The organism is Clostridium puniceum, assembly GCF_002006345.1.
Lineage (GTDB): Bacteria > Bacillota > Clostridia > Clostridiales > Clostridiaceae > Clostridium > Clostridium puniceum.
The window spans coordinates 1-25,729 of the sequence record NZ_LZZM01000176.1 but is presented as its reverse complement, the minus strand read 5'-3'; the positions used below and the strand labels follow the sequence as shown (position 1 = coordinate 25,729).

Sequence of the window (25,729 nt, the reverse complement as noted above, 5' to 3'; positions counted from 1 at the left end):
TTATTTGCTTAAAATTTTAATAAGTAGTTTGAAGCCACTCTTTAGAACTTAAATTAATAATTCCAGCGCCAGCTCCATTAACTCCTGTTAATGTATCAATTAATGTTGATGGATCATCCATTTTATAGTCATATGGTAAAGTAGTAAATCCATTCCATGAGAAACTTAATGCAGGTACTACTGGATTTGGTTGTAATGTACTATCTTTTGTATCACTATCTCCACGGTATGATACATCACCATATTTATAAATAGTATCTACTGCCTTAATTTTACCTGTATAATTAGCTTTTTTAGGATCTTTTTGATTATTTCTTAATGGATTTTGAACACCTAATATTTGGCTTTTTTCTACTAGAACAGCACCGCCTTCAGTTGATAAGGCACCATTACTTGAAAGACCAAAATGGTATCCTGACTTAGTTAAAGCTGTAGCAACACTTGAAGGTATTAACTTTGAAGCTTCATATGCATTTGTTGAGTCCATTACAACATTGTACACGTGTGCATTTCCGCCTCTAAGTCTAGGCATACGATCTTGTGAGTCCTTATAATAATTATGATGTAAAGTCACTTGTAAATTTGCATTATCACTTGCAAATTCTGTTGAACCAATTAAATGAGTTTTCTTTTGTGGTGCTTCAATTTTCATAATATCTTCTTTGCTTAATCCTTGAGATTTAATAAGGCTATACATTGGATAGCTTGAAGGATTTTTTTCCATTTCATCGAACATGGCAGCATAGAAGCCACCATTTGTCATGTCTGCTGGTAAGAATTTAGACCAAGAAATAGTAAGTCCTGTTGTTCCTTTCTTAGAATCAACTATACCATCATATGATTTTCCAAAAGTACAATGGTCTATCCATACATTTTTACAGGTTTGAACAGTAACATAATCCCAATCATTTCTATCAAAATCACCTTTTGTAGCTTCATCCCATTCCCAAAGCTCATCGAACTGTATATTTCTAATAACTATATTTTGAGAATTATCTAAAATTATTCCTACATGTTTTAATTTAGCTCCATTCTTAGAGTAAATAGTAAGGCCATTTAAATTTTTGACATAAAGTTTGCTTACACCAGTTTTCTTCAATAGTGGATGTGTGAGTGGAGTATTAGCTTGAGAGAAAGGTGAACCTTTTACTGATGATGGTAATTCATTCCATCCTAAATCAATATCATTCACTATTTCTATAACTTTTGCAGGTGACTTTTTATTTAAAGCTGCTGCTAATTCTGTTGCATTAGTTACTTTTTTATAATCAGGGCTTGTCTCATCAATTATGCCCCCACCTTGGTTTCCTTTAGAGAAGCCTGTAACAGAATATTCACTTAAATTTTGTATAGAACTTGCTGATGTAGTTTGGATACTTGAAGTAGTCTTTAGGTCAGATGCAAATGCTGCTTGTTTTGATGAAGTAACGCCCATAATTAATGAAGCTGTTACTATACAACATAGGGTTTTTTTACTAATCATTCTTCCAATTTTCATTTTTTAAACTCCTTTAATCTACAAATTTTTAAATTTCATACAGATTTTATCATAAAATACTAATGTAAACAATAATTTCCTAAAATTAAATAAATAATTTGCAGTTTAGATAGAGAATTATTTTTATATATTAATTGTAAAAGTCTCAATTATATTTAGGAAATAAGTCTCTAGCTATACAATGATTAAATATTAATCAAGTTATACTTTTATATAAAGCGTTGTAAATAGTTTTTCTACGGATTTTTAATTGATTATAAATTTCAATATTATTTAAAATTGGATTATAAATAGTATTTTCTTTATTTTTATTTATATAGTCTAATGCTTCAGGTATAGAATTATATACTCCTAAAGCGGCAGCTGCACTGGCTAAGGCACCTAAAGCAGTAGTTTCAAAATCAGAAGGTAAATTTACAGATGTGCCATACATATCAGCCTGTATTTGATTGAAAAGTGAATTTTTAGTAAGACCACCAGAAATATTAATTACAGTGATCGTTCCTACATATGAACGTAATATGTCTAAATTTTCAGCAATTTCAGCGGCTATTCCTTCTAAAATACTACGTGGAAAGTCTATTCTTTTAGTGCCAAGTGAAATACCATGAAACAACCCTGTAGCATTTGGATTCCAATCAGGTGAACCACTGCCTTGAAAATGTGGTAACAATATAACACCATTAGAACCTGGTTTAGAATTTTCTGCATCGAAATTTATTTTATCATAATTATATTCAACAGTTTCAGTACTACAATAGAAATTTTTATTGAACCAATTATAAATAGTTCCTGATGTCAGTATGCTAGATTCAAGAATATATTTATTAGGAACTGCAGAAATACTACATATAACTTTACTAACGGGATCAATATGAGGTTTGTCGGAGGAAGTAATAATAAACGAACCTGTTCCAGTAGTTATTTGAGTATCGCCTTCATTAATTACACCATTTCCAATTGCACTACATTGTTGGTCACCACCGGCTGAAATTACAGGAATACCGGCTTTTAATCCAGATATTTTAGAAAAACTATCCGTTATATATCCAGAAATACAACCTTGTCCACTTAAAGTACATAACTTATCTTCATCTATATCAAATAAGTTAAGTAAATCAGTATCCCAATTAAGAGTATGTAAATTCATTAATAGAGTTCTACTGCCATAGGTATAATCAGTTCTAAGATTATTTGTCATTATATACATTAGATAATCTGCAATAGTAACAATTTTATAAGCTTTTCTATATATCTCTTCTTCATTTTGCTTTAACCATGCTATTTTAGGTCCTAGAAAAACAGGACTTAGTTTAAGACCGGTTCGTTCATAAATATAATTTTCATATGGCAACAAATTTGAACATATTGGAAGTGTTCGTCTATCTTGCCACATTATAGCTTTACGTAATGGATTACACTCAAAATCAAGTGCGATCATAGATGAACGTTGGGACGTAAGTGAAATACCAATGATTTCAGCAGCTAAATTGTTAGCACCTTCAACGGCTTGTTTTATTATATTAATAAGAGCTTTTTTAAAAGTAAGAGTATCCTGTTCAACGTAACCATCATTAAGATATTCAGGTGAATAAGTCTCTTGAATAATTTTATGTGCATATCCGCTTTGCGAATATAGGATACCACGCATACTCGAAGTTCCTACATCAATAACCAGAATAATCACCATAATCAAACCTCCTTGCATAATTAGAGTGGGCAAAGTTTTAATATACTTTCTTAATTTATCTTAAGAGATTTCATCTAATTCTCCTAAAATTTTATGAATATGTATCATCAAGTATAATTCTTCTTGAATAGGTAGATTTCTAGAATATTCATTATATATATACGTTTTAATTTTTTTTACACATTCGTATTCTGCTTTACAATTAGCACGTACTTGCTCATAAATAAAATCAACTTGTTCTTTATTAGGCTGCTTATCAAGAAATCTTTGAGAAAAAGCCTTTAAATGTGCTACAAACCGCTTATAATAAAATGAATCTTCATTATATATAATTGCAAAATGATAGTGAACAATTTCTAATATATCTTTTATTATTTTAGAAATTTTTTTGTTTTTTTCACTATAAGGATTATCCTGTTGAGCATTAATAAAATGATTAGCAATATTTATAATTTCTTCTTGTGGAAGCTGCAAGCTTAAACTTTCATTAATTATTCTTAATGCATATGCCCCAATATCATATTCATTAGGATTAAAATCTTTAATTTCTGATAAATAATGATTTTCTATTAGAATATTAGATTTAAAACGCTTTACAGCAAATGCAATATGATCAGTTAAAGCTAAATATATATGATTCATTAATTTTATATTATATTTTGTTATTGCATAATCAATAATCATTTGTGCGATATTAAAATAGACCTCGTCAATCTCAGAAGCTAATTGTATAATATTCTTTTTCATTGTTTCATCATGAAGAACAAAAATTTTTTCAATCTCTTCTTTTTTCAATTCATAGCCTATAGCATGATTGTGTCCAAGACCTTTTCCCATTAAAATTATTTCATTATCTGTATTATCCTTTGCAAGTACCAAGGAATTATTTAAGATTTTTGTAATATACATACTTAGCACTCCAATCTCATCATTATATTTATTTAAATAAATAGTGTTAATTTAGGCACATTGAAAATAAGTCAATAAGCCATTCTGTTTTATTATCCCTTAAGTATGTGTATTTATAAGATGCACATACTCATTGTTCTATACAAAATATGAAGCTATCTAGGAGCTTTCTCAATATGCCTAAATAGTTTAATGGTGAGCAATAAAATGAAGTAATATCATTAGTTTTTATATAAATTTATTATAAATATATTATGTTATTTTATTCTAATTCACCATTAGTTTCTATAACTTTTTTATACCAATAGAAGCTATCCTTTTTTATTCTCTCTAATCCTAAGGTATCGTGGTCAGTTCTGTTCGTATAGACTAAACCATAGCGTTTTCTAAAGCCTTGTGCAGAGCTTAAAAGATCCATAAAAGACCAAGGACAGTAACCAAGCATTTCAACACCATCTTCTATAGCTAATGCACAAGCATCTATGTGGCATTTTAAGTAATCAATACGATATTTGTCATGAACTTTTCCATTTTCCAAAACGTCAGGAGTTCCAAGACCGTTTTCTGTAATTATAATAGGCAGATGATATCTTTGCCAATATTCGTTTAATGCAACTCGTAAGCCAGAGGGATCAATTGCAGCACCATATTCAGAAGCTTTTAAATTAGGATTCATAGACATCTTAAAAAGTCCATGCATGCTAAAATCTACAGTGCCTTCTCTAGTTCCAAAAGTATTATTATTTGATACGGGTAATGCTTCAGCACAATTTGTTCTATAATAGTTCACTGCTATAAAATCCATTTTTGCACTTTTTAAAATATCCTTATCATTGTCTTCCATATGAGGCATTATATCGCGCTCCTTAAGATATTTTAAATAATAGCCTGGATATTCACCATAAAAATGCATGTCAAGCATATAGTAAACTTTAAAGTTATCATTCATACGTGCAGCATAAACATCTTCTGGCTTGCAGGTAAGTGGGTAGGTTACAGATGATGATACAGCAGCTCCAATCTTACTATCATTTATCATCTCATGACATGCATTAACTGCAAGGGCATGTGCTAAACACATGTTGTAGTCCATTTGAGCACGCATTTTATCAATTTTTAAGTGGTCTTTTTCATCATAAATATTGATTCTTTCCTCAACCCTAACAATTAAATTTTGTTCATTATGAGGCTGCCAATACTTAACTCGATCTCCAAATTCCTTAAAACAGATTTTTGCAAAACGTTCATATGCATATACAGTTTCTCTGCTTTCCCAACCATTATATTTTTCAACTAAAGCAAAAGGTAAATCAAAATGATATAAAGTTACAAAAGGTACAATGTTACATTCTGTTAATTTATTGATTGCTTTATTATAAAAGTCTATTCCTTTTTGATTAATGTCACCATCACCATCGGGAATAATTCTTGCCCATGAGATAGAAAAACGATAAGTTTTCATTCCTAATTCTTTCATTAAATTAATGTCTTCTTCAAAATGATGGTAAAAATCTGAAGCTACCTTTGTATCAGCTTGTATGTCAGATTTCTTAAAGGAATTGAAATCAGCTACAGTCATTTTTTTACCATCTTCATCCCACGCTCCTTCAATTTGAAATGCAGAAGAGGAAGCACCCCATAAGAAATTTTTTGGAAATATTGTATTCATAGAAATCCTCCTGTTATATAAAACATTTATTTTAGTAGTTTATTGTTTTTTTATTTTGCAAGGGAAATAATTATATCCTCATCTGATACATATTTACTTTCACATGGACTTACATCTGCGAAGTCTCCTGTATTACTTACTATTACTGGTGTTGTGATATCATATCCTGCTGCCTTAATCTTATCAATATCAAAATATATTAATTTGCTTCCCTTTTTTACGTAGTCACCTTGTTGTACATATGATTCAAAATGTTTTCCTTTTAATTCGACTGTATTAATTCCTATATGAATTAATAGTTCAGCTCCATTATTTAATCTTAGGCCTATAGCATGTAAGGTAGGGAATAGTGAAACGACTTTACAGTCAGCAGGAGCTTTGATTATTCCATCTGTTGGAATTAAAGCTACACCGTTACCTATAACCTTTGAGGAAAATACATTATCGTTTACATCAGTTAAAGGAATAATATTGCCTTTTAAGGGAGATGTTATTTCAAGATCTTCACTAGAAGATAAATTTTGAATTAAATTACTAGATTTAACTTCTTCCTCATCTTTATTTTCTATGTCTTCAAAGCCTACTATATAAGTTAAGATAGCAGAACCAAAGAATGCAATGGCGCAGCCACCTAAGTAACTTAAAAATGGTATCATTCCAGCTGAGGCATAAACAGGTATTGTTAAAATACCTTGGTTTGCAAAGGCGTTTCCATAAGCTCCTCCAAGTCCCATAATTCCACCACCAATAGCACCACAGATTACAGCACATACCATTGGCTTTTTCAATCTAAGATTTGCACCATAGATAGCAGGTTCTGTAACTCCAAAAAGAGCAGTAATACTAGCAGACATAGAAATTGTTTTTAATTGCTTATTTTTTGTTTTAAAGAATACTCCGAGTGCAGAACCAGCTTGTGAGAAATTAGCGGCACCTGCAAAAGCTAAAAGATTTTGCCTTCCAGTTTGTGCAACATCATTAATACCAATTGGAACTAAAGCTTTATGAGCACCGAAGATAACTAATACACACCATAATCCGCCAATAAAAGCTCCACATAGGATTGGACTAAATGTATAAATAGATTTATAAGTAAAATTGATAACATTTCCTAGGTATATTCCAATAGGTCCAAATAGTAATATTGTAGCAGGAAGCATCACAAGTAAAACACATGTTGGAACCATAATAATCTTTAATACTTCTGGTATATATTTTTCGAAGAATCTTTCAACATATGATAGCACCCATACTGCAATAATTATTGGAATTACAGAAGACGTATAAGGTGCTTTTGTTACAGGAAGTCCTAGAAAATCAACTGCTTCCTTTCCTGTCATGAGGGCAGTGAAAGCAGGATAACATAAAGTTGCAGCAATAATCATTGATAATACTTGACTGGTTTTAAATACTTTAGCTGCTGAGAATCCTAAAAATATAGGTAAGAAGTAGAATACAGCATCAGATAATGCATTTAAAATAATATAACTTTGATATTGTTTTACATCAATTCCATACATATTTGTATAGTATAGTACCCAAATTGCTAAAATTCCTTTAACCATACCAGAGCCAGCAATAGCAGGAACGATAGGGACAAAAATTCCAGATAAGGCAGATAAAAGTGTATTGCCAATACTTTGTTTTTCAGCAGCTGCGGAATCAGAATTTGAAACACCTGATTCTGGTACTAATTTAATCATTTCATCATAAACTTTTGTAACCTTATTTCCAATTACAACTTGAAATTGGCCCATACCTTCAACAACTGAAATAACTCCTTCAATTTTAGATATTATATCTTTATTTGCTTTAGATGAGTTATTTAATTTAAATCTAAGGCGTGTCATGCAATGGGATAATTCTTTTACATTATCTTTGCCGCCTAAGTTTTTTAAAATATCTTGTGCTATTTTTGCATAATCCATAATTAAATCCTCCTAAATATTTATAGAAATTTTAATTTTTTGTTTCATGGCCATTCAACAAAAAAAAGACCAAACCAAATCGCTAGATTATATAGAATAATCTAAACAATTGATTCGATCTTGCCTGCATTACCAGTAACACGTCTACTGTGATTTATTTGAGTTTTATGTGTATATATTATCATAAACGTTTTCACGAGTCAAGTGTAAATGTTTCCGTTATTATTATAATTTTGATATAATAAAAGCCATAAAATTTGAAATGCTAAATTTATAAGTAGATTTAGCATTAGAGGAGAATTAACAAAATCTTGACGGGAATATATAAGAGATTTATTATAATAAATACGAATAATAACTAAATAAGGGGTTGAACATATGGCTTGTTTTAAGGAAAAGATTAAGATATTAAAAGGAAACATTGTACATACGAAAACTAGCGAAGCATTTAATATAGTTGAAAATGGGTATATAGTAGTAAAAGAAAATTCCGTTGAAGGAGTATACGATAAATTACCAGGGAAATATGAAGGAATTACAGTTAAAGATTATGGTGATAAACTTATAATTCCTGGTTTTGTTGATTTACATACACATGCGCCTCAATTTGCTATAAAAGGTATTGGTTATGATAAAGAACTTATACCATGGCTTGAAACATATACTTTCCCAGAAGAAGCAAAATTTAAAGATAAAGGTTATGCTGAAAAAATATATAAGGAATTTGTTGAGGAATTATGTAATCAAGGAACAACAAGAGCAGTTATTTTTGGGACAATTCATGAGGAGTCTACAGAAATATTAATGAAATTATTAGATGATAAGGGAATAACTTCATATGTAGGCAAGGTAAATATGGATAGAAATTGTCCTGATACCTTAAAGGAAGATAGTGATGAATCAATTAAAAAGACTATTCAATGGATAGAAAATTGTAGTGGGAAATATAAATTTGTAAAGCCAATAGTTACTCCAAGGTTTGTACCAAGTTGCACAGGTTATTTAATGGAGGAGCTTGGTAAGATTGCTGAAAAATACAATCTTCCAGTTCAATCCCATTTAGCAGAAAATCCATCGGAAATTGAGTGGGTTAATGAGCTGCATCCTGACTGCAAAAACTATGGTGATGTATATGATAAATTTAATCTATTTGGACAAACTAAAACTATAATGGCTCATTGTGTCCATTTAACTGAAGAAGAAATAGCTAAAATTAAAATGAATGAAGTAGTAATAGCTCATTGTCCAACTTCTAATGTAAATTTATCTAGTGGAATATCTCCAATTAGTAAGTTATTAAAGAAAAATATTCAAATGGGTCTTGGATCAGATATATCAGGTGGAGAAACTTTAAATATGTTTTCTGTAATGGCTAGTGCAATAAAAATGTCAAAATTAAGATATGTCTGTTTTAAAGAGGAAGAAAAACCTTTAACGATTCAAGAAGCCTTTTATTTAGCAACTAAAGGCGGTGGAAGATTTTTTGGGAGAGTTGGGAGCTTTGAAGAAGGTTATGAATTTGATGCTCTAGTAATAGATGATAAGAATTTATGGAAGGTAAGTAAAGGCAGCATAGAAGAGAGAATAGAAAGATTAATATATTTTGGGAATGAGGAAAATATAATTAATAAATATTTATCTGGAAAAGTATTAAATTAATATTATAATTAAAGCGCAAAAAAGATTTTAAGTTACTTATTGATTAAGGAAGATTTTTTGAAAAAACAGAATTAGTTATCTTGTAGATATATATAGGGATAAAATAGGAATTACTAAAAAAATTGTATATGAAATAATAAGATGATACAATTAAATAAATTCATATAAAAGAATTAATGATTAAGGCATTTGAAAAACAATAACAAAGAAAATGCCATATATATTTTGGGGAGGAATTAAAAATGTTAAAAGTAACGAACACAGAAAAAGCTCCAGCAGCTATAGGACCATATTCTCAAGCAGTAAGCTTTGGAGATTTATTATTTACTTCGGGTCAAATAGCCTTAGATCCAGCAACAGGTGAAGTAGTAGGAACTACTATAGAAGAACAAGCAAAGCAGGTTATGAAAAATATTTCGGCTATATTAGAAGCTAATAACATTGATTTTAATAATGTTATTAAAACAACTTGTTTTATTGCTGAAATGGGCGATTTTGCTAAATTTAATGAAGTTTATGCTGAATATTTTATAAGTAAGCCAGCACGTTCTTGCGTAGCAGTAAAAGAACTTCCTAAAGCAGTGTTATGTGAAGTTGAAGTAATTGCATGCAAAAAGGAATAATTAATATTAGGATACTTTCATGCTATTGTAATTAAAATATTTATAAGATAATATTTAACATAATTTTATAAAGAAAGTAAAATGGACTGTTGCAAGGAAAGCTTTTGTATAGCAATTCTTTGTAACAGTCCATTTAATTATATATAATTTTAAGTTATATAGATTCATAAAATTCACATTAAATCACAATTATGATTCAATTGTAAATGCAGCAAATTTTATTTAGTTAAGCTTTCTTTATTTCTGAAACTAACTCATCCATAAGCTCTTGGACAGTAGTCATTTTTGTAAGCCTGCCAGCATTTTCTCCACAGAAGATAAGACCATCATCAATATTTCCTTTTACTGCATTAATTAAAGCTTTACTTATACAGTAAGGAGTTACAGCAGGGTTACAAGGTGTTAAACAATTGTAACAATGAGTTATTTTTTCTCTTTCAGTAAGAGTTCTTTTAACAAAAGGATTTCTTATAGCACGTCCAGGCATTCCTACAGGACTTTTAACTATTTGAACATCTTCCTTTGTGCATTTTAAATATGCATCTTTGAAGGCTTGTGAAGCATCACATTCTTCAGTTACTACAAATCTTGTTGCCATTTGAACACCACTAGCTCCTAATTTAAGGTACTTAGCAATATCATAGCCATCAAAAACTCCTCCAGCAACAACAACAGGAATTTCTTTGTCATATTTTTGAGAATATTTTTTTGTTTCATCTATTATATCTGTAACAATTTTATCAAAATCAAGATTTTCATCTTCCAATTCTTCAACCTTAAAGCCTAAGTGCCCACCAGCTTTTGGACCTTCAATTACAACAAGGTCTGGAGCTATATTATCATGTTTATCCCAAAGCTTTAATATTACCTTTGCTGCTTTTAAAGAAGAAACAATAGGTGCTATTTTTACAGAAGAATCTTTTACTAGTTTAGGTAACATAGTAGGAAGTCCAGCACCAGAAATTATTAAATCAACTCCAGCTTCTATTGCGGCCTTTATATGATCTTCATAGTTATTAGTTGCAACCATAGCATTAATGCCTATTATTCCATTAACTGCTTTAGATTTTGCAAGTTCAATATGTTTTTTTAAAGCTCTCAAATTTGCTTCTAAAGGGTTCTTTTCAAAGTCACCTTCATCATAACCAAGTTGAGCAGCAGAAATTATTCCAATACCACCAGCGTTTGCAACAGCAGCGGCCAAGTTAGAAGATGAAACGCCAATGCCCATTCCTCCTTGAATAATAGGAATAGGGGCAACTAAATTTCCAATTTTAAGTGAATTAAAATTCATTTTACATATATCCTTTCACAAGAAAATTCAATGATAAAAGTACTTTGACAATCAAAGTATTTTTATTTAATTATAGAATAACATTGATACTTAAACAAGGAAAATTTAAAAAAAGACTGTTTTTATTATATTGACTAATCACAAATCATATGATAACATAATGATGAAAATTAAATTATGTAACTCTTATCAAGAGAGGTGGAGGGAAAGGGCCCTGTGAAACCCGGCAACCTGTATTAAACAAGGTGCCAATTCCGTAGATGTATTTCTACAAGATAAGAAAGTATTGTTGAAATTGTGCTCTTCTTATCGAAGAGTTTTTTTATTTTAGCAAAACAATTTCCATAAAAGTTAAAAGTTATACTGCTTACCAAAAGTATGTATATATTTTACTAAAATTAAAATATATGTATTAAAATTTATGATAAAGAGTTATGTCGAGGGGAGAAAAAAATGAGAAGATTATTTACTTCAGAATCAGTTACAGAAGGACATCCAGATAAGATGTGTGACCAAATTTCAGATGGTGTTTTAGATGCTATTTTAGCACAAGATCCACTTGCTAGAGTTGCTTGTGAAACTTGTACGACTACAGGTATGGTAATGGTAATGGGAGAAATAACAACAAATTGTTATGTAGATATCCCAAAGGTAGTTAGAGAAACTGTAAGAGAAATTGGATATGACAGAGCTAAATATGGATTTGACTGTGACACTTGTTCAGTTCTAACAGCAATAGATGAACAATCAGCTGATATTGCTATGGGTGTAAATGAAGCCCTTGAATCAAGAGCAGGTGAAAAAGACGAAGTTGAAGCAGTTGGAGCTGGAGATCAAGGTATGATGTTTGGTTTTGCAACTAATGAAACAGAAGATTTCATGCCACTTCCAATATTTATGGCTCATAAGTTATCAAGAAGACTTACAGAAGTAAGAAAGAATGGTACATTAAGCTACTTAAGACCGGATGGAAAGACTCAAGTTACAGTTGAATATGAAGATAATACACCTAAAAGAATTGATACTATCGTTATATCAACACAACATGATGATAAGATTTCTTTAGAAAAAATCCAAGAAGATGTTAAGAAATATATTATTGATGCTGTTGTTCCAACAGAATTATTAGATGATAAAACTAGATATTTCATCAATCCAACAGGAAGATTCGTTGTTGGAGGACCTCAAGGGGATTCAGGCTTAACAGGAAGAAAGATAATAGTCGATACATATGGCGGATATGGTAGACATGGAGGAGGAGCCTTCTCAGGAAAAGATCCAACTAAGGTTGATAGATCAGCTGCATATGCTGCAAGATGGGTAGCTAAGAATTTAGTTGCTGCAGGTGCTGCAGATAAATTAGAAATTCAATTAGCTTATGCAATAGGTGTTGCAAAGCCAGTTTCTATTGAAGTAGAAACTTTTGGAACAGGAAAAGTTGATGAAGATAAAATTGTTGAAATAGTAGAAAAAGTATTTGATTTAAGACCAGGAGCTATAATTAGAGATCTTGACTTAAGAAGACCAATCTACAAACAAACAGCTGCTTATGGACATTTCGGAAGAAATGATCTTAACTTACCATGGGAGCAATTAAATAAAGTAGAAGAAATTAAGAAATATCTATAGTATGATATTCAAGCTGTCTCAAATTTATTTTGAGGCAGCTTTTTTGAGCTATAAGCAATTAATAATTTCAAGAAAAAGTTTGTTAAATACTAGTTATTAACTTAAAAGTCAATGGATTTATCCTGGAATATACCAATTAAATAGTAAAGGCGAAATAATTAAAATACTTATTTTTTACGATTAATTTTTGGGAATTTACGACAAGTATATTTATTATATTTTATTAAGATGATAAAGTGAAGTTTATTAAAATAATGTAAAAAAGTGAAGAAAATACTCATTATACCAAGAAGTATGTAATTAAGTATATATTAAGGAAGAAAAAATATATGATGTAATGATGAATTAAAAAAAGTAAAGAAGTATGTAGTAAATCTGTTTAGTATAAAAGTGAAGGGAAGGATGTATTTTATGAAAGAAGATTTTATATCGTATGAAAATTTAAGAATATCTACATATGAAGTGAATTTTATAAAAAAAATGCAGATACAAAATTGCTTAAGTAATCATGTTACCTTAAATCTAACATGTATTTTAAATGATGAAATGAAAGATAATTGTTTGCAGGATACAGATGAAGAAACACCTATAGAAGTATTTTATGAAAAGGATGGAGAACATTTTTCATTGTTTAACGGGCTTGTTACAAAAATAAAGATAAGTGTCATTAATTATGTATACACCTTATTTATAGAAGCTAAAAGTTTTGATTATAAAATGGATATTCAAAAGAAAAAAAGAGATTTTCAAAATATAAATATGACTACTCATGAGCTTATAGATGAAGTGATGAAAGTATATCCTAGTGCAAATTATAATATAAACATTCCTAATGAACCAATTGGGGAATTTATACTTCAATATGATGAAACGGATTACGAATTTTTAAAACGTATAGTATCTAGGTATAATCAAAGTCTTATAAGTGAAATGGAACTTAAGAATATTCATTTATATATAGGTACCCCAGAAATACATGTGGAGCCAAAAACAAAAATTCTTAATTATTCTATTTCTAAAGCAGTAGAGGAATATAATGATGCAAAAAATAATGATGTGTTTGAGGTTTTAGAAACAGATTTTATATCTTATGAAATTAGAACACAAGAGATATTAAATCTAGGTGAGAATTTTGATTTTAAAAGCAGTCAGTTTTATATTAATAAAGTAGTATATACAATGGAAGCAGGCAATTTAGAGAATATATATGAATTAAGACATAAAGGTGGTCTTAGATCAAAGCGTCTATACAATATGAATTGTATAGGAATATCAATTAATGGATCAATATTAGAAGTTCAAAGAGATAGAGTAAAGGTTCAATTAGAAATTAGCAACAATTCAGATCCTTCTATATCATATTGGTTTCCATATGCTACGGTTGCAGCATCACCAGATGGTGGAGGATGGTACTGTATGCCTGAAGTTGGTGAAAAAATAAGATTATACTGCCCAACTAAAGAGGAAAGTAAAGCTTTTGTTGTAAATGCTATTGATACTCATGAAGCAAAATTAGGGGCAGAGGCAAAGGAAGATAGGATGTCTAATCCAGATAACAAATCTTTAAAAACAGATGCAAATAAAGAAGTTAAGTTTACACCTAATGGAATATTAATAGAATGTGATGGTGGGCAAGCTTCTATGAATTTAAATAGAGATGGAACTATAGATGTTGTGGGTCAAAGGAATATTAATATTGCTTGTGCTAAAAATCTTTTATTAAGAGCAGAAAATGAAATGACAATAAGTGCGCAAAAAAGTGTAGATATTTTATGTGAAACTGGAAGCAGTTTAATAATGAATGAGGGCAATGAGATTTTAGTCACTGGAACTAGAACTCATAATAATGGGTAATATTAGATTAAAGGAGATTAGATTAGCATGGATAATATAGATGAAAAAATAGCAAAATTGAAAATGCAGCAGAGAATGGAAAAAGAAGAAGGCTTAAAGAAAGAACTAGATGAAGATAACCATAATGCAGATGAGGAAGAAATTACCCTTAAAGAAGTAATAAATCAAATTAAAAGTGGGGTATTACATATAAACAATACCAATTTTAAATTTCAAAACAGAGTACTTATAAAAGGAAAGTTAGAAATACCAATGCCTGCAGGATATTTCGAAGAAAAAGTAAACACTAATAAAAATGTTACTTTAGTGAATGATCTTGATGGTTTAAGTTTTACTTTAACTTATATAGATAAAGGTGCTCAAAAACAGAGTTTTGCTAAGTTTAAAAGAGGCATGGAAAATAATTTTAAAGATATGGAGCTTTACCTAGAATGGATTGAAGAGGGAGAAGTTGGAGATGGAGCTTCAAAAATGTATTATGGAACATATAAAACTCCAACCGGAAAGGGTCCGATTTATAATCTTGTTTTCTATAGAGAATATAAGGGAACCTTGCTTATAGGAAATTATAATTGTTTTTATAAAGATATTAAGATTTGGGAATTAATTATAAAAGCAAGTACAATGCTGATAAAGATTAATTAAACTATATATTTTGCAATTATAAATTTACATGGAATAAAGCATATGGATGCAAATTTTATGAAGGAACTTATATACCTGAAATAAATGTATTTGAATTTTTATCAAAATACAAGAAAATAAGTTAATTTAGCTAAAGGATAAGGAAAGTTAAAGGAGGGGACTTGTAAAAATGGATCCGAACCAAGTAGTAGAATCAATTAATTATGAAAAAATCAGAGTTAGTGGATATACTTTAGAATCAATTAAAAACTTAAAAATAGACGTAAAGATAAATGAACATATAAAGCTATATTTAAGTGGAATTTTAAAAAATGAAGAAGATAAGGATATTGATTTAACCACAGATAATAAGACTATAGAAGTTTATTATGAAGGAAATGAAAATATAACTTTATTTTATGGCATTGTTACTAATATAGAAATAAATGTAGAACGTGAAGTATACAAAATTAATATTGAAGCTAAAAGCATGTCCTATTTAATGGATGTAAAATTAAAGTCCAAATCTTTTCAAGACATATCTATGACTACTCGAAACCTCATAAAATCTATAATGAGTGAATATAGCAATTCTAATTATATTTTAAATATACCAGATGAAGAAGTAAAAGAATTCCTTGTTCAATATGAAGAAACAGACTGGCAATTTTTAAAGAGAATAGCATCAAGATATAATCAAGGATTATTTTCAGTTATGGATACTAAATCAATACAGTATGTTATGGGAGTTCCAGATCAAGTAAAGGAATTAAAAGGTGATAATACTAATTATAAAGTATATAAAGAATTAGGGCTTTATGAATATATGCTTAAAAATTTCCTTCAAGATGCAGATGAAATAGATTATATAACTTATGAAATAGAAACTTATGAAATATTAAAGCTTGGAGATAATATACAAATGCAAGGACAATCCTTTTATGTGTATGAAGGAATTTATGAAATTAAAAATGGACAACTAGAAAACACTTATAAATTAAGAATAAAAAACGGATTAAGACAGAAAAGAATTTTTAATACCAATATTATAGGAAGTTCAATTGATGGAAAAATAATAAAGGTTCAAGGAGACTTAGTAAAGATTCATTTAAATATAGATGAATGCCAAGAGGAAGAAAAGGCTTATTGGTTTAAATTTTCTACTATGTCAGCATCTACTGATGGAAGTGGATGGTATTGCATGCCTGAAATAGGGGATAGTGTAAGAGCATATTTCCCGACTAAAGATGAAGATGAAACCTTCGCAGTCAGTGCCGTTAGTGGATACATTCAAGGAGCCGGAGAATCAGAAGACAGAATGGGAAATCCAGATGATAAGTATCTAAGAACAGCTCATGATAAACAGGTTAAGCTTACACCAGCTGGTATTTTTATTTCATGCGATAGTGGACAGGCAGAAATGAACCTTACGAGTGATGGAACTTTAAGCATCACAAGCCAAAATAATATAAATGTAAATGCAAAAGAAAATATTAAAATTCAGGCTCAAAAGAGTTTTTTAGTAAGCTCCAAGAAGACTATAAATTTTGCTTGTGATAAAGGTGGAGGTTTGGACTTTGATCAAGAGGGACAAATAAAAGAAAAAGGTACACAAGTTAATAATAATTAGTTATATAAAGCAAGTGTTAAGTAAATGATGCAAAGGACAAAGCAATAAAATTATTGGATTTAATATGACTTACTTAAGAGAATAATTCCTAAAGGAAAAGGAAGGATTATCATGAACAGACAAGAAGCATTAGAACATTTTAAAGCAAATGTAAGCGAAAACTTAGTGAAGGAATATAGATTAAAGTTTGAAGAATACTTTGAGGAAAATGAAGAAAAGGTAAAAAAATTATTAATAGATGGAATGAAAAAATTAATAAAGAAAGCCAAGGAGTTTGATGAAACAGAAAAGGATTATAAAATAGGAGTTTTTCAATTTGAACTTCTTAGAATCAATATTTTAAATGAAAGCTATAAGATATTTGCTCATGGCTATAATTCATTATGGTATTTAGATAAGGATTCTATATATGAAGAAATAGACTTGAAATTTCTGTTTGAGTTATTTATAGACCTTAAAGAAAAATTAATAAAAGAAAAAAAGATTTATATGGGAAAAGTAAATAAATATGATATTCAAGAAATCATATTTAATTTAGCAGTAGAATGTTATAACGACATTTCAATAAGCATAAGAAGCTGGTTTTGGAATTTAGATGAAGAGCCATGGATGAAAGAAAACTTCATAGAAACTTTTTACACTGTAAAATGGAGTGAATATCAAGGGAAAAGTGAAATATTATTTGCTATGGATAATAGACAAAAAGATATAAACGAACTTTTGGAATTAAAAAAGCAGCCAGAAGAAAAACATCCCTTTGTTTATACTGTGTGGAAAGACAGCAAACTAGAAGTTGGTGATTTAACAAAGCAGAATATGTTATTTATTAATTTTAAAGGCAGCAGACTTAAGGAAATAAATTTTTCAGAAAGTTACATAATAAAAGGACAATTTAAGGCAGCAAAAATACAACATTGTGAATTTGAAAATTCAAAATTAGGAGGAGCATCTTTTGAAAATGCTATAATTCAAGATTCTAATTTTAGAAGTGCAGAATGTATCGGAGTAGATTTTAGTAATTCTGAACTTAGTTATGTAGACTTCACTAATGCAAAATTAAAAAAATCAGCCTTTATAGGTGCAAAATTAAAAAATGTGTCTTTTGAAGGAGCGGATGTAGAAGATGCTGTCTTCAGTGAAAAAGATATACCATTTATTCATTTAACTTCAGAACAACTTCAAACTATATATATAGATGGAGGGAAGGAAGAATGAAATATTTTATTTTAAGACAAGATAGAATTCTTGAAAATGCAATTGAAATAGAAGGCTTTAATAATAGCAAAAAAATGACTTTATTAAAGGTAGATGAAGATAAATATAGAGATTGTACAAACGTTCCTGTAAAAGGGAATGAAAACAGTGTTTATCCAGATTTAATTCAAGCACCAGTATTACTTGTTTCAGATGAGCTTCACAAAGTTTTTAATTTATATGAAAATACAATAATTTATAAAATAGCTGTATTTTCGGATTTAAAACTGAAAAAGCAGAAAGTATATAGGTTAGTTTTACCTGATTTATTAGATGCATTAAGTGATAATACTATTTATTTAAAAAACGGCTGGGTAGATAAGATAGTTTTAGATTCTAAGAAAATAGAAGATTATAATATATTTCAAATAAAAGCAGGTGTGGATTATTACTTTATAGTTTCCTTAGATGTAGTTGAAAGCATGCTAAAGAGAAATTTATTTGTGGGAATTAACTTTGAGGAAATAGAGGTGGAATAAGGTGGCAAGTGAAAATGAGGGAAAATATGGGGTATTGGCTGGAACAGTAGTAAATGAAGCTGAAAAAGGTGTAAAAGATACAGTTGATACAGTTAAACAAACAGTAGGGATGGTAGAACGAGTTGGTGGCTTTTTAAAGAGAGATATTGGTAATGGAATAAACTGGCTTACAGCATCTCCAGAAGAAAAAGCAGCAAAGAAAGCAGAAGAACAAGCGGAAAAGGAGAAGAAAGCAGAAGAGGAAAAGAAGGCAGCAGAAGCAGAGGCTCAACGATTAAAAGATCTTCAAAAAAGCTATATTGTTCATACTGCAGTTATTCTGTGCAGCTGTGCAGTTCATGAAAGCTTTGCTGTAGTTCCTATAAGCCATGGGGAATTTATACATGGAATTGCTCAACTAAATGTTGGCGATAGCAAACCTAATGTAAATATAAGAAATTTTGGAATATGTCAGAGCCCAAATAATCCAAGTGTACAAGCGGCGGCTAAAAAAATATTAGACGAAGTAAATAGTAGACCGAAAAGTTTTTTTGAAAAGGTCATGGATTTGTTTTCAAAACCTCCAGCAAAAGAAGCAAGTGCTGATTTAGCATCAAAATGTGCAGGAGTATGTGATCCTCAAATATTTACTGAATGGATAGACGGAAAAGAAGATGTTCTTATGGATGGAAAACCTTCATTACTTGGTAGATGTAAGCTTCAATGTGCATATGGGGGAGAAATTACATTATACACAAGTGGGCAAAAAGAATAGAAAAACTATCAGAAATTTAACAAAGGAGAAGGAGGATAGAACTATATGATACTAACATATAAGGGATTAAAAATAGAAATACCTTACAATGGTATTCAAGTTGAAGATATAAAAATAGTACAGCCAATTAATGACCATGCTTCCTTAAAGTTAAGGCTATTAATAGAAGAAGGAAAAATATTAGAGTATATAAATAAAAGTGTTAGGGAAGAAAAGGTAAGTGTATCGAGAGTTGATGAAGATACTAAGCAAGAAACTAAGTTATTTATAGGTAAGATTAAGGAAGTTTTCATGTCTTATAAAAGTAATCTTCATATTATGGAGCTTCAATGTGTCTCTTATACAAAGGATTTTGATATTAAGAAAAACAGTAGAACCTTCTGTAACCTAGATATGACCTATCAACAGGTTATACAAAAGGTTTTAGAACCTTATATTAAGAAAGACTTCACCGATAATATAACTAAAGGACAAGCAATAGGGGAGTTTATACTTCAATATGAAGAAACAGACTGGGAATTTATAAAGAGGATTGCAAGCCATTTTAATGGAGTATTACTTCCCGAATTTACAGCAGATTATGGGAGATTCCATTTTGGAATACCTGAAATTAATAATGATGAGAAAATAGATTTAGATGATTATGAAGTTGTTAAAGATATTAATAATTACAATAAGAGAGAAGCTTTAGGTATTGAGGAAAATTTTCTTCAAGAGTATACCACTTGGGAAATTGTAACTCCTAACAAATTAATACTTGGAGAACAGGTTATATTCAATAAAGTTAAATGCGTAGTAGCAAAAGTTCAAACAGAAGTTTATAAAGAAGAAATTAGAACAATTTATGCATTAGGAATTGAACGAGGTCTAAGAAGCATTCAGAAAGTTAATCATAAGATTTTTGGAATGAGTATACCTGCTGCAGTTAAAGATATAAAAGGAAACACTATGAGTGTACACTTTGAAATAGATTCTGTATATGAAGCTTATCCAAATCAAAAATATTTTACCTTTGCAATAGAAAGTAGTGCATGGTACTGTATGCCTGAAAAAGAAAGTACGGTTCATATTTATTTTCCAACTAATGAGGAGAAAGATTCAATTGCAATTCACGCAGTAAGAGCACACGGATCAGATGCAAAATATGCAGGAAAAACTCAAAATCCAGATAATAAATCATTTTCTCATACATCAGGTAGTGAAATGAAATTAACTCCAAGTGATATGAGTTTTGCAGCAGATGATAGTAGAACTGTGTGTTTAACTTTAAATCAAAGTGGAAATGTTTCTTTAGCAGGTAATAATATTAATTTTACAGCAACAGAAAATTTAGAACTTGGAATGAGAGAAGGATTTGGGGATACACCTCCATTTAGACCAGAAAGTATAAATCTTTCAGCTAAAAGTAAAATAGAACTATCTAAAGGTTCAATTGGAGTTCAAATGTCTGAGCAGACATTTATAAAAGGAACTACAATTAAATATGAGGGAACAATAAAAGATCCAGTAGTGCTGCCAGATGAAATAGCGCATAGAAATGATGGAGATGCAGCCAAAATAGAAGAAATAAATAATGAAGCAAAAGCATATGAAGAACAAAAAGTTGATGCAGCTAAGCAAAAGGTGGGTTTTGGAGCAATTGCATTGGCTATTGGTGTTGTAGCGGTAGCAGTAGCAGCAACAGTGCTTACAGGAGGATTAGCACTTGCAGCTGTAGGAGTTGGGCTTACGGCAGCAGCAGTAGGTGCAGCTGAAATTGGAGAAGGATTATCTGATTATGGTAAAGCCAAGAGTGGTGACTTCTCGAAATCTTATAATTTTATGCGGGATACTGTATGTGGAGGGAATGAAACACTATATAATATTGTAAAATATGGATCGGTTCTTATATCAAGTGTCGTAATTGCAATTGGAACAGGTGGAGCAGCTACAGAGGTATTGTTAAAAATGGGATTAGATGCAGGCGGAGATGTTGCTTTTAATATGTTAGCTGATTATGCTGATAACGGAAAATTAGATACTGATATTATGGATTATGTAAAATCAGCAGTAACTTCAGCTGCAATGTCTAATGTTAGTATAGGTGCAATGAATAAATTCAAAAAGTTAGAGAAAGCGGGAGAGCTTTCGTGTAAGACTCTAGGAAGAGTAAGATTAGCTTCTGATATCGCTTTAGATATGGGAAGTCAATTAGCAACTACTGGAGATGCTAATTTTACAAGTACTTTTATAAAGAAATATATTGGTAATAAAGTATGTTTCTCTGATCCTGTAGATGGAGCAACAGGAAGTTTATATATTCCAGCAACTGATATTGTACTACCAGATATTCATGAAGAATTTAAAATTGAAAGGAAATATGAATCTGTAAATAACAGGACAGGGCTTCTTGGACTTGGATGGACTACAAACTTTGAAACTTTACTTGAATTTAATGGAGAAAAAATAAATGTACTTTGTACAGATGGTCATGTTGAAACTTTTAATAAAGCTTATGATGAATGGATAAATGACAAGGGTGGAGCAAAAATTTATTCATTAAAGAATAAGGGTGACTATTGGATATTTAAAATTGCAACAGAGAAAAAGATTTATAGGTACAATAATTTCGGTAAACTAGTTGATATAACTGATAAGAACAATAACAAACTTTCAGTAACCTACATTGGAGAAAATATAGAAACAATAACAACCTTCTCAAATTATAAGTTATTTTTGATCTACAAAGATGGAAAAGTAATTGAGATAAAAGATGACTTAGATAGAGTAGTTCAATATAAGTATGATGGAGATTATTTAACAGATGTTATTCATGTTGATAAAGGAATAACAAGATATACCTACGATGATAAAGGATATATAGATACTATAACAGATCAAAATGGAAATACCTATACTAAGAACTTCTTTGATAAAAAAGGAAGAGTAATACGTCAAGACTTCCCGAATGATGATTCATGTAAAATAACTTATGATGACTCAGAAAAAGAAGTAACCTTCTATTATACTAAGAGTAAAAGAACAGAAAAAACAAGATTTAATAAAGATGGACTAATTACACATTTATTTTATGAAGATGGAACTACAGAAGAATATAAATATGATGATTATCAAAATAAAAGCTATATAAAAGATAGAAAGGGCTTTGAAATTTTTAAAGTCTATGATGAATTTGGTAACTTGCTAAAAGAAACGCTGCCAAATGGATTAATAACAGAATATATTTATGATGAAAATGAAAACTTAATTCAAGAAAAAGATAATGAAGAAAAAGAAATTATCTATGATTATGATCGCTTAAGTAATTTAATGACTAAGAAAACAAAGATTTCGGTTGGAAATTGGAAAACTGAAAGTTATGAATATGATTCTTATGGACGAATTCTAAGTAAAACAGATGGTAATGGAAATATATCAAAATATGAATACAAAAATTCAAGTGACTTAGGAGGAAAACAAGGAAAAGATCCAGTTATAGTAATTACAAACAGTGGATATGTTTATGGATATACCTATGATAAAGTAGGCAGAAACACTGAAATACAAACAGATTATGGAACAATAGAATTTGCATACAATAATTTAAACTTTGCAGCTAAAATAAAGGATGCAAATGGAAATGTAACAATAAAAAATTATGATAATATGGGAAATTTAGTGAGCCTTTATACTCCAAACGCATGTATTGATGGAAGTGCTTCAGAAGAAGGTTATAGATATACCTATGATCATATGGATAGACTTATAAGTATAAAAAATCCACTTGGAATTGTAGAAAAGAGCATAAGAGACAGTGAAGGCAATATAATAAAGCAAGTAAATCCTAATTATTATAGTGACGAAACTCATGATGGTCTTGGAGTAGAGTATGCTTATGATAAAGATAATAGAAAAATAAAAACAATATATCCAGATGGAGGAATAGAAAGATTCTTCTATGATTCAAATGGAAATGTTATAAAGCATATAAGCCCAGAATACTACAAGGAAGAAAATGATGATGGGTTAGGATTTAGCTATATTTATGATTCAATGAATAGGTTAACTTCAATAATAAATGAGGAAGGAAGTGTAGAAAAAACTTTTGAATATGATCTTCATGGAAACATAATAAAAGAAATAGATAATGAAGGAAATGCAACATTATTTAAATATGATTTACTTGGAAATCTAATTGAAAAAAGAGTTCCGGTTGAAAAAGTTGAAGACAATAGATCAAATGATTCAATACAAGTAAAGAATTCAACAGATGATAATAAAGATAATGTTTTATTACAAAATAATAAATTGTCAGCTGATGAAAAAAGTATTGGACAAGATTTGATTAAATATAGTTTAGCATACTACTATTATGATAAGAATGGAAATAAAATCTTAGAAAAGTATGGAACTACAATAGTATCTGAAAATCAAGTGTGTAATAAATATCATGAAATTCATTTTGAATATGATGAAGAAAACAGGCTTGTTGAAGTTAAGGATAGGTATGGTGCAAAAGCACGATATAAATATGATTGCTTAAACAACAAAACATATGAGAGCTTTAAGATTAATGATACAACTACTAAGGCAATTCACTATATTTACGATAAAGTAGGAAATTTAATTCAAAAGAAAGAAGAAATAAACGGAGGTTTTGTAGCTCCAGAAACTGCTGGAAAAAATATTTGGGCTATTACAAGTTATGAATATGACAAAAATGGTAATACAACAAAGATTATAACTCCAAAAGGCTATGAAATAGGAAGAGTTTATGATAAAGCTGATAGAGTTATAGAGCAGCATGAAAAAGATGAAGCTAATGGAATCTTTAGAAGTTATGCTTATAAATGCGATAAGGCTGATAATATAACAAGCATAAGTGAATATTCAGGGGAAGATGCAAAGCTTATAAGCAGTAAATATATAAGTGAAAATGATTATAGAGTGCATTGGCCTGAGCGACTTGAAAACAAAAGAGAAAATGAGAAATTATTTAAGAAAATTAACTTTAAGTTTAATAATGAAGAAAACTCTACTCACCTACATTCGCTGAGTAAGTTCCAAGAGACAAATATAAAATTAGGATTTTCACTTAAGGAAAAGACTTATACTTATGACCCTCAAAATAGACTTACTCATTTTGTGAATTTCTCAGGAAATACAACAAGATTGTTTTATGATAAAAATGATAGAATTATAAAGCAAGTATTACCAGAGCAATATGATAATAAGAAAGATGATGGAGTTGGAACAACTTATTCTTATAATTTAAAAGGACAAGTGGTCGAAGTTAAAAATGCTTTAGGAGAAACAATAACTAAAAATACTTATGACCATAAAGGAAATATTAAAAGTTCAATAGATGGAGAAAATAATAAAGTAGAATACACCTACACACTACTAGGGCAAATTAAAGATATTGTTACTCCAAATTCCAGAAAAGAAAATAAACTAGCTCAAAGCTATAAGTATGATGCTAGAGGAAATATTACTGGGATCACTGATGGTAATGGAAATCAAACAAGCTATCTCTTAGATGACTGGGGAAGAATTATTCAAATAACAACAGCAGAAGGCGGAGTTGAAAAATATGCTTATGACTATGCAGGAAATATAACAAGTACTACTGATGCAAATGGTAGAAGTATAGAATATTTCTACAATAGTTTAGGACAAGTATGTGAAATAAGAGACCAAGAAGGAAATAGTGAATATTTCTATTATGATAAGGAAGGTAACTTAACAAAACATGTGGATAGAAATAAAAATCATGTGGATAGAAGCTACAACGTAGATAGAAATGTAGTTTCAGTGAAAGCTTATCAAATAGATGAAAAAGCAATTGTATTAGAAGCAAAGAAGGCTCAAGAAGCCAGAGCAAAAGCTATGGAAGAAGCTAAAAAGAAATCAGAAGAAGGTTTCTTAACTAGCCCATTAAGTCAAACTCCTAGAAGAAAAAGTTTTACAGAAAGAATAAAAGAGAAAAAAGAATTAGACCTGTTGTAAAATGAAATTGAACTAATAAAAAATCCATAGTGGATTATTCTGTGTTATGATTTAATCGTTAAACAAAAAACATACACGGAGGATAATCACTATGGACTACCCAAATAATAACACAGAACCACGTAAAAATAAACATTTGAATTTTGAAGAACGTATGCTTATCCAGCTTCGTCTAAAAGATGGCTTTTCACCTTATAAGATAGCAAAAGAGTTAAAACGACCTATAAACACTATCTTAAATGAAATT

At 29.8% G+C, this 25,729-nt stretch carries 16 protein-coding genes, 1 pseudogene and 1 riboswitch; of the genes and pseudogenes, 11 read left to right on the top strand and 6 right to left on the bottom strand.

The genetic code is table 11. The annotated features are described in order from the left end of the window. Positions 1–16: 16 nt before the first annotated feature. The 5 genes from CLPUN_RS14120 to CLPUN_RS14100 all read right to left on the bottom strand — a co-directional run bounded on the left by CLPUN_RS14120 (position 17) and on the right by CLPUN_RS14100 (position 7,694). On the bottom strand, positions 17–1,498 hold the full coding sequence (locus tag CLPUN_RS14120) for a pectate lyase family protein (protein WP_198944344.1): 1,482 nt from the start codon (positions 1,496–1,498) through the stop codon (positions 17–19). A gap of 196 nt (positions 1,499–1,694) precedes the next feature. Further along, the gene (locus CLPUN_RS14115; RefSeq protein ID WP_077847899.1) at positions 1,695–3,188 is read right to left on the bottom strand and encodes an FGGY-family carbohydrate kinase; all 1,494 of its coding nucleotides are present in this window, start codon (positions 3,186–3,188) and stop codon (positions 1,695–1,697) included. A gap of 60 nt (positions 3,189–3,248) precedes the next feature. Continuing rightward, positions 3,249–4,097 carry a PRD domain-containing protein gene (locus CLPUN_RS14110; RefSeq protein WP_077847898.1) on the bottom strand — a complete coding sequence of 283 codons (849 nt, stop codon included), beginning with the start codon at positions 4,095–4,097 and terminating at the stop codon, positions 3,249–3,251. A gap of 262 nt (positions 4,098–4,359) precedes the next feature. Beyond that, on the bottom strand, positions 4,360–5,766 hold the full coding sequence (locus tag CLPUN_RS14105) for a glycoside hydrolase family 1 protein (protein ID WP_077847897.1): 1,407 nt from the start codon (positions 5,764–5,766) through the stop codon (positions 4,360–4,362). 50 nt (positions 5,767–5,816) lie between these two features. Next, complete coding sequence (locus CLPUN_RS14100) at positions 5,817–7,694, bottom strand: beta-glucoside-specific PTS transporter subunit IIABC (protein WP_077847896.1); 1,878 nt, start codon at positions 7,692–7,694, stop codon at positions 5,817–5,819. Positions 7,695–8,072: 378 nt separating this feature from the next. Between CLPUN_RS14100 and guaD the strand changes: the two genes are divergently transcribed. After that, the gene (gene guaD, locus CLPUN_RS14095) at positions 8,073–9,353 is read left to right on the top strand and encodes a guanine deaminase (protein ID WP_077847895.1); all 1,281 of its coding nucleotides are present in this window, start codon (positions 8,073–8,075) and stop codon (positions 9,351–9,353) included. Positions 9,354–9,595: 242 nt separating this feature from the next. Then, positions 9,596–9,976, top strand: a complete 381-nt coding sequence (locus tag CLPUN_RS14090) for a RidA family protein (RefSeq protein ID WP_077847894.1) — start codon at positions 9,596–9,598, stop codon at positions 9,974–9,976. Positions 9,977–10,202: 226 nt separating this feature from the next. Here CLPUN_RS14090 and CLPUN_RS14085 read toward each other — a convergent pair whose 3' ends face one another. After that, entirely contained in the window at positions 10,203–11,270 is a 1,068-nt protein-coding gene (locus CLPUN_RS14085) for an NAD(P)H-dependent flavin oxidoreductase (RefSeq protein ID WP_077847893.1), read from the bottom strand. Positions 11,271–11,453: 183 nt separating this feature from the next. Then, positions 11,454–11,552, top strand: a riboswitch (SAM riboswitch). A gap of 171 nt (positions 11,553–11,723) precedes the next feature. Between CLPUN_RS14085 and metK the strand changes: the two genes are divergently transcribed. The 9 genes and pseudogenes from metK to CLPUN_RS14040 all read left to right on the top strand — a co-directional run. Continuing rightward, positions 11,724–12,899, top strand: coding sequence for a methionine adenosyltransferase (gene metK, locus CLPUN_RS14080; protein WP_077847892.1), 1,176 nt, complete (start codon positions 11,724–11,726; stop codon positions 12,897–12,899). 411 nt (positions 12,900–13,310) lie between these two features. Then, positions 13,311–14,753: a contractile injection system protein, VgrG/Pvc8 family gene (locus tag CLPUN_RS14075; protein WP_077847891.1), complete on the top strand. Its 1,443-nt coding sequence runs from the start codon at positions 13,311–13,313 to the stop codon at positions 14,751–14,753. Positions 14,754–14,780: 27 nt separating this feature from the next. Then, positions 14,781–15,398, top strand: a complete 618-nt coding sequence (locus tag CLPUN_RS14070; protein WP_077847890.1) for a hypothetical protein — start codon at positions 14,781–14,783, stop codon at positions 15,396–15,398. Positions 15,399–15,567: 169 nt separating this feature from the next. Then, the gene (locus tag CLPUN_RS14065) at positions 15,568–17,007 is read left to right on the top strand and encodes a contractile injection system protein, VgrG/Pvc8 family (protein ID WP_077847889.1); all 1,440 of its coding nucleotides are present in this window, start codon (positions 15,568–15,570) and stop codon (positions 17,005–17,007) included. 111 nt (positions 17,008–17,118) lie between these two features. Next, positions 17,119–18,222 (top strand): pentapeptide repeat-containing protein, encoded by a 1,104-nt coding sequence (locus CLPUN_RS14060; RefSeq protein ID WP_077847888.1) that lies wholly within the window; start codon positions 17,119–17,121, stop codon positions 18,220–18,222. Further along, the gene (locus CLPUN_RS14055) at positions 18,219–18,740 is read left to right on the top strand and encodes a hypothetical protein (protein WP_077847887.1); all 522 of its coding nucleotides are present in this window, start codon (positions 18,219–18,221) and stop codon (positions 18,738–18,740) included. Before CLPUN_RS14060 ends, CLPUN_RS14055 begins: the two co-directional genes overlap by 4 nt. A gap of 1 nt (position 18,741) precedes the next feature. After that, a complete protein-coding gene (locus CLPUN_RS14050; RefSeq protein ID WP_077847886.1) occupies positions 18,742–19,494 on the top strand; it encodes a DUF4280 domain-containing protein in 753 nt (250 codons plus the stop codon). Positions 19,495–19,539: 45 nt separating this feature from the next. Continuing rightward, positions 19,540–25,467 (top strand): annotated as a pseudogene (locus tag CLPUN_RS14045) (DUF6531 domain-containing protein); the annotation flags it as partial. 106 nt (positions 25,468–25,573) lie between these two features. Continuing rightward, the coding region (locus CLPUN_RS14040; protein ID WP_143329058.1) for a helix-turn-helix domain-containing protein at positions 25,574–25,729 on the top strand (156 nt) is incomplete at its 3' end.

Excerpts from the sequence above, each read along its gene's own strand:
- guaD (WP_077847895.1), top strand. The coding sequence starts at position 8,073 with ATGGCTTGTTTTAAGGAAAAGATTAAGATATTAAAAGGAAACATTGTA.
- CLPUN_RS14085 (WP_077847893.1), bottom strand. The coding sequence starts at position 11,270 with ATGAATTTTAATTCACTTAAAATTGGAAATTTAGTTGCCCCTATTCCT.
- CLPUN_RS14060 (WP_077847888.1), top strand. The coding sequence starts at position 17,119 with ATGAACAGACAAGAAGCATTAGAACATTTTAAAGCAAATGTAAGCGAA.
- metK (WP_077847892.1), top strand. The coding sequence starts at position 11,724 with ATGAGAAGATTATTTACTTCAGAATCAGTTACAGAAGGACATCCAGAT.
- CLPUN_RS14065 (WP_077847889.1), top strand. The coding sequence starts at position 15,568 with ATGGATCCGAACCAAGTAGTAGAATCAATTAATTATGAAAAAATCAGA.
- CLPUN_RS14105 (WP_077847897.1), bottom strand. The coding sequence starts at position 5,766 with ATGAATACAATATTTCCAAAAAATTTCTTATGGGGTGCTTCCTCTTCT.
- CLPUN_RS14100 (WP_077847896.1), bottom strand. The coding sequence starts at position 7,694 with ATGGATTATGCAAAAATAGCACAAGATATTTTAAAAAACTTAGGCGGC.
- CLPUN_RS14090 (WP_077847894.1), top strand. The coding sequence starts at position 9,596 with ATGTTAAAAGTAACGAACACAGAAAAAGCTCCAGCAGCTATAGGACCA.
- CLPUN_RS14070 (WP_077847890.1), top strand. The coding sequence starts at position 14,781 with ATGGATAATATAGATGAAAAAATAGCAAAATTGAAAATGCAGCAGAGA.
- CLPUN_RS14055 (WP_077847887.1), top strand. The coding sequence starts at position 18,219 with ATGAAATATTTTATTTTAAGACAAGATAGAATTCTTGAAAATGCAATT.
- CLPUN_RS14115 (WP_077847899.1), bottom strand. The coding sequence starts at position 3,188 with ATGGTGATTATTCTGGTTATTGATGTAGGAACTTCGAGTATGCGTGGT.
- CLPUN_RS14120 (WP_198944344.1), bottom strand. The coding sequence starts at position 1,498 with ATGAAAATTGGAAGAATGATTAGTAAAAAAACCCTATGTTGTATAGTA.
- CLPUN_RS14110 (WP_077847898.1), bottom strand. The coding sequence starts at position 4,097 with ATGTATATTACAAAAATCTTAAATAATTCCTTGGTACTTGCAAAGGAT.
- CLPUN_RS14075 (WP_077847891.1), top strand. The coding sequence starts at position 13,311 with ATGAAAGAAGATTTTATATCGTATGAAAATTTAAGAATATCTACATAT.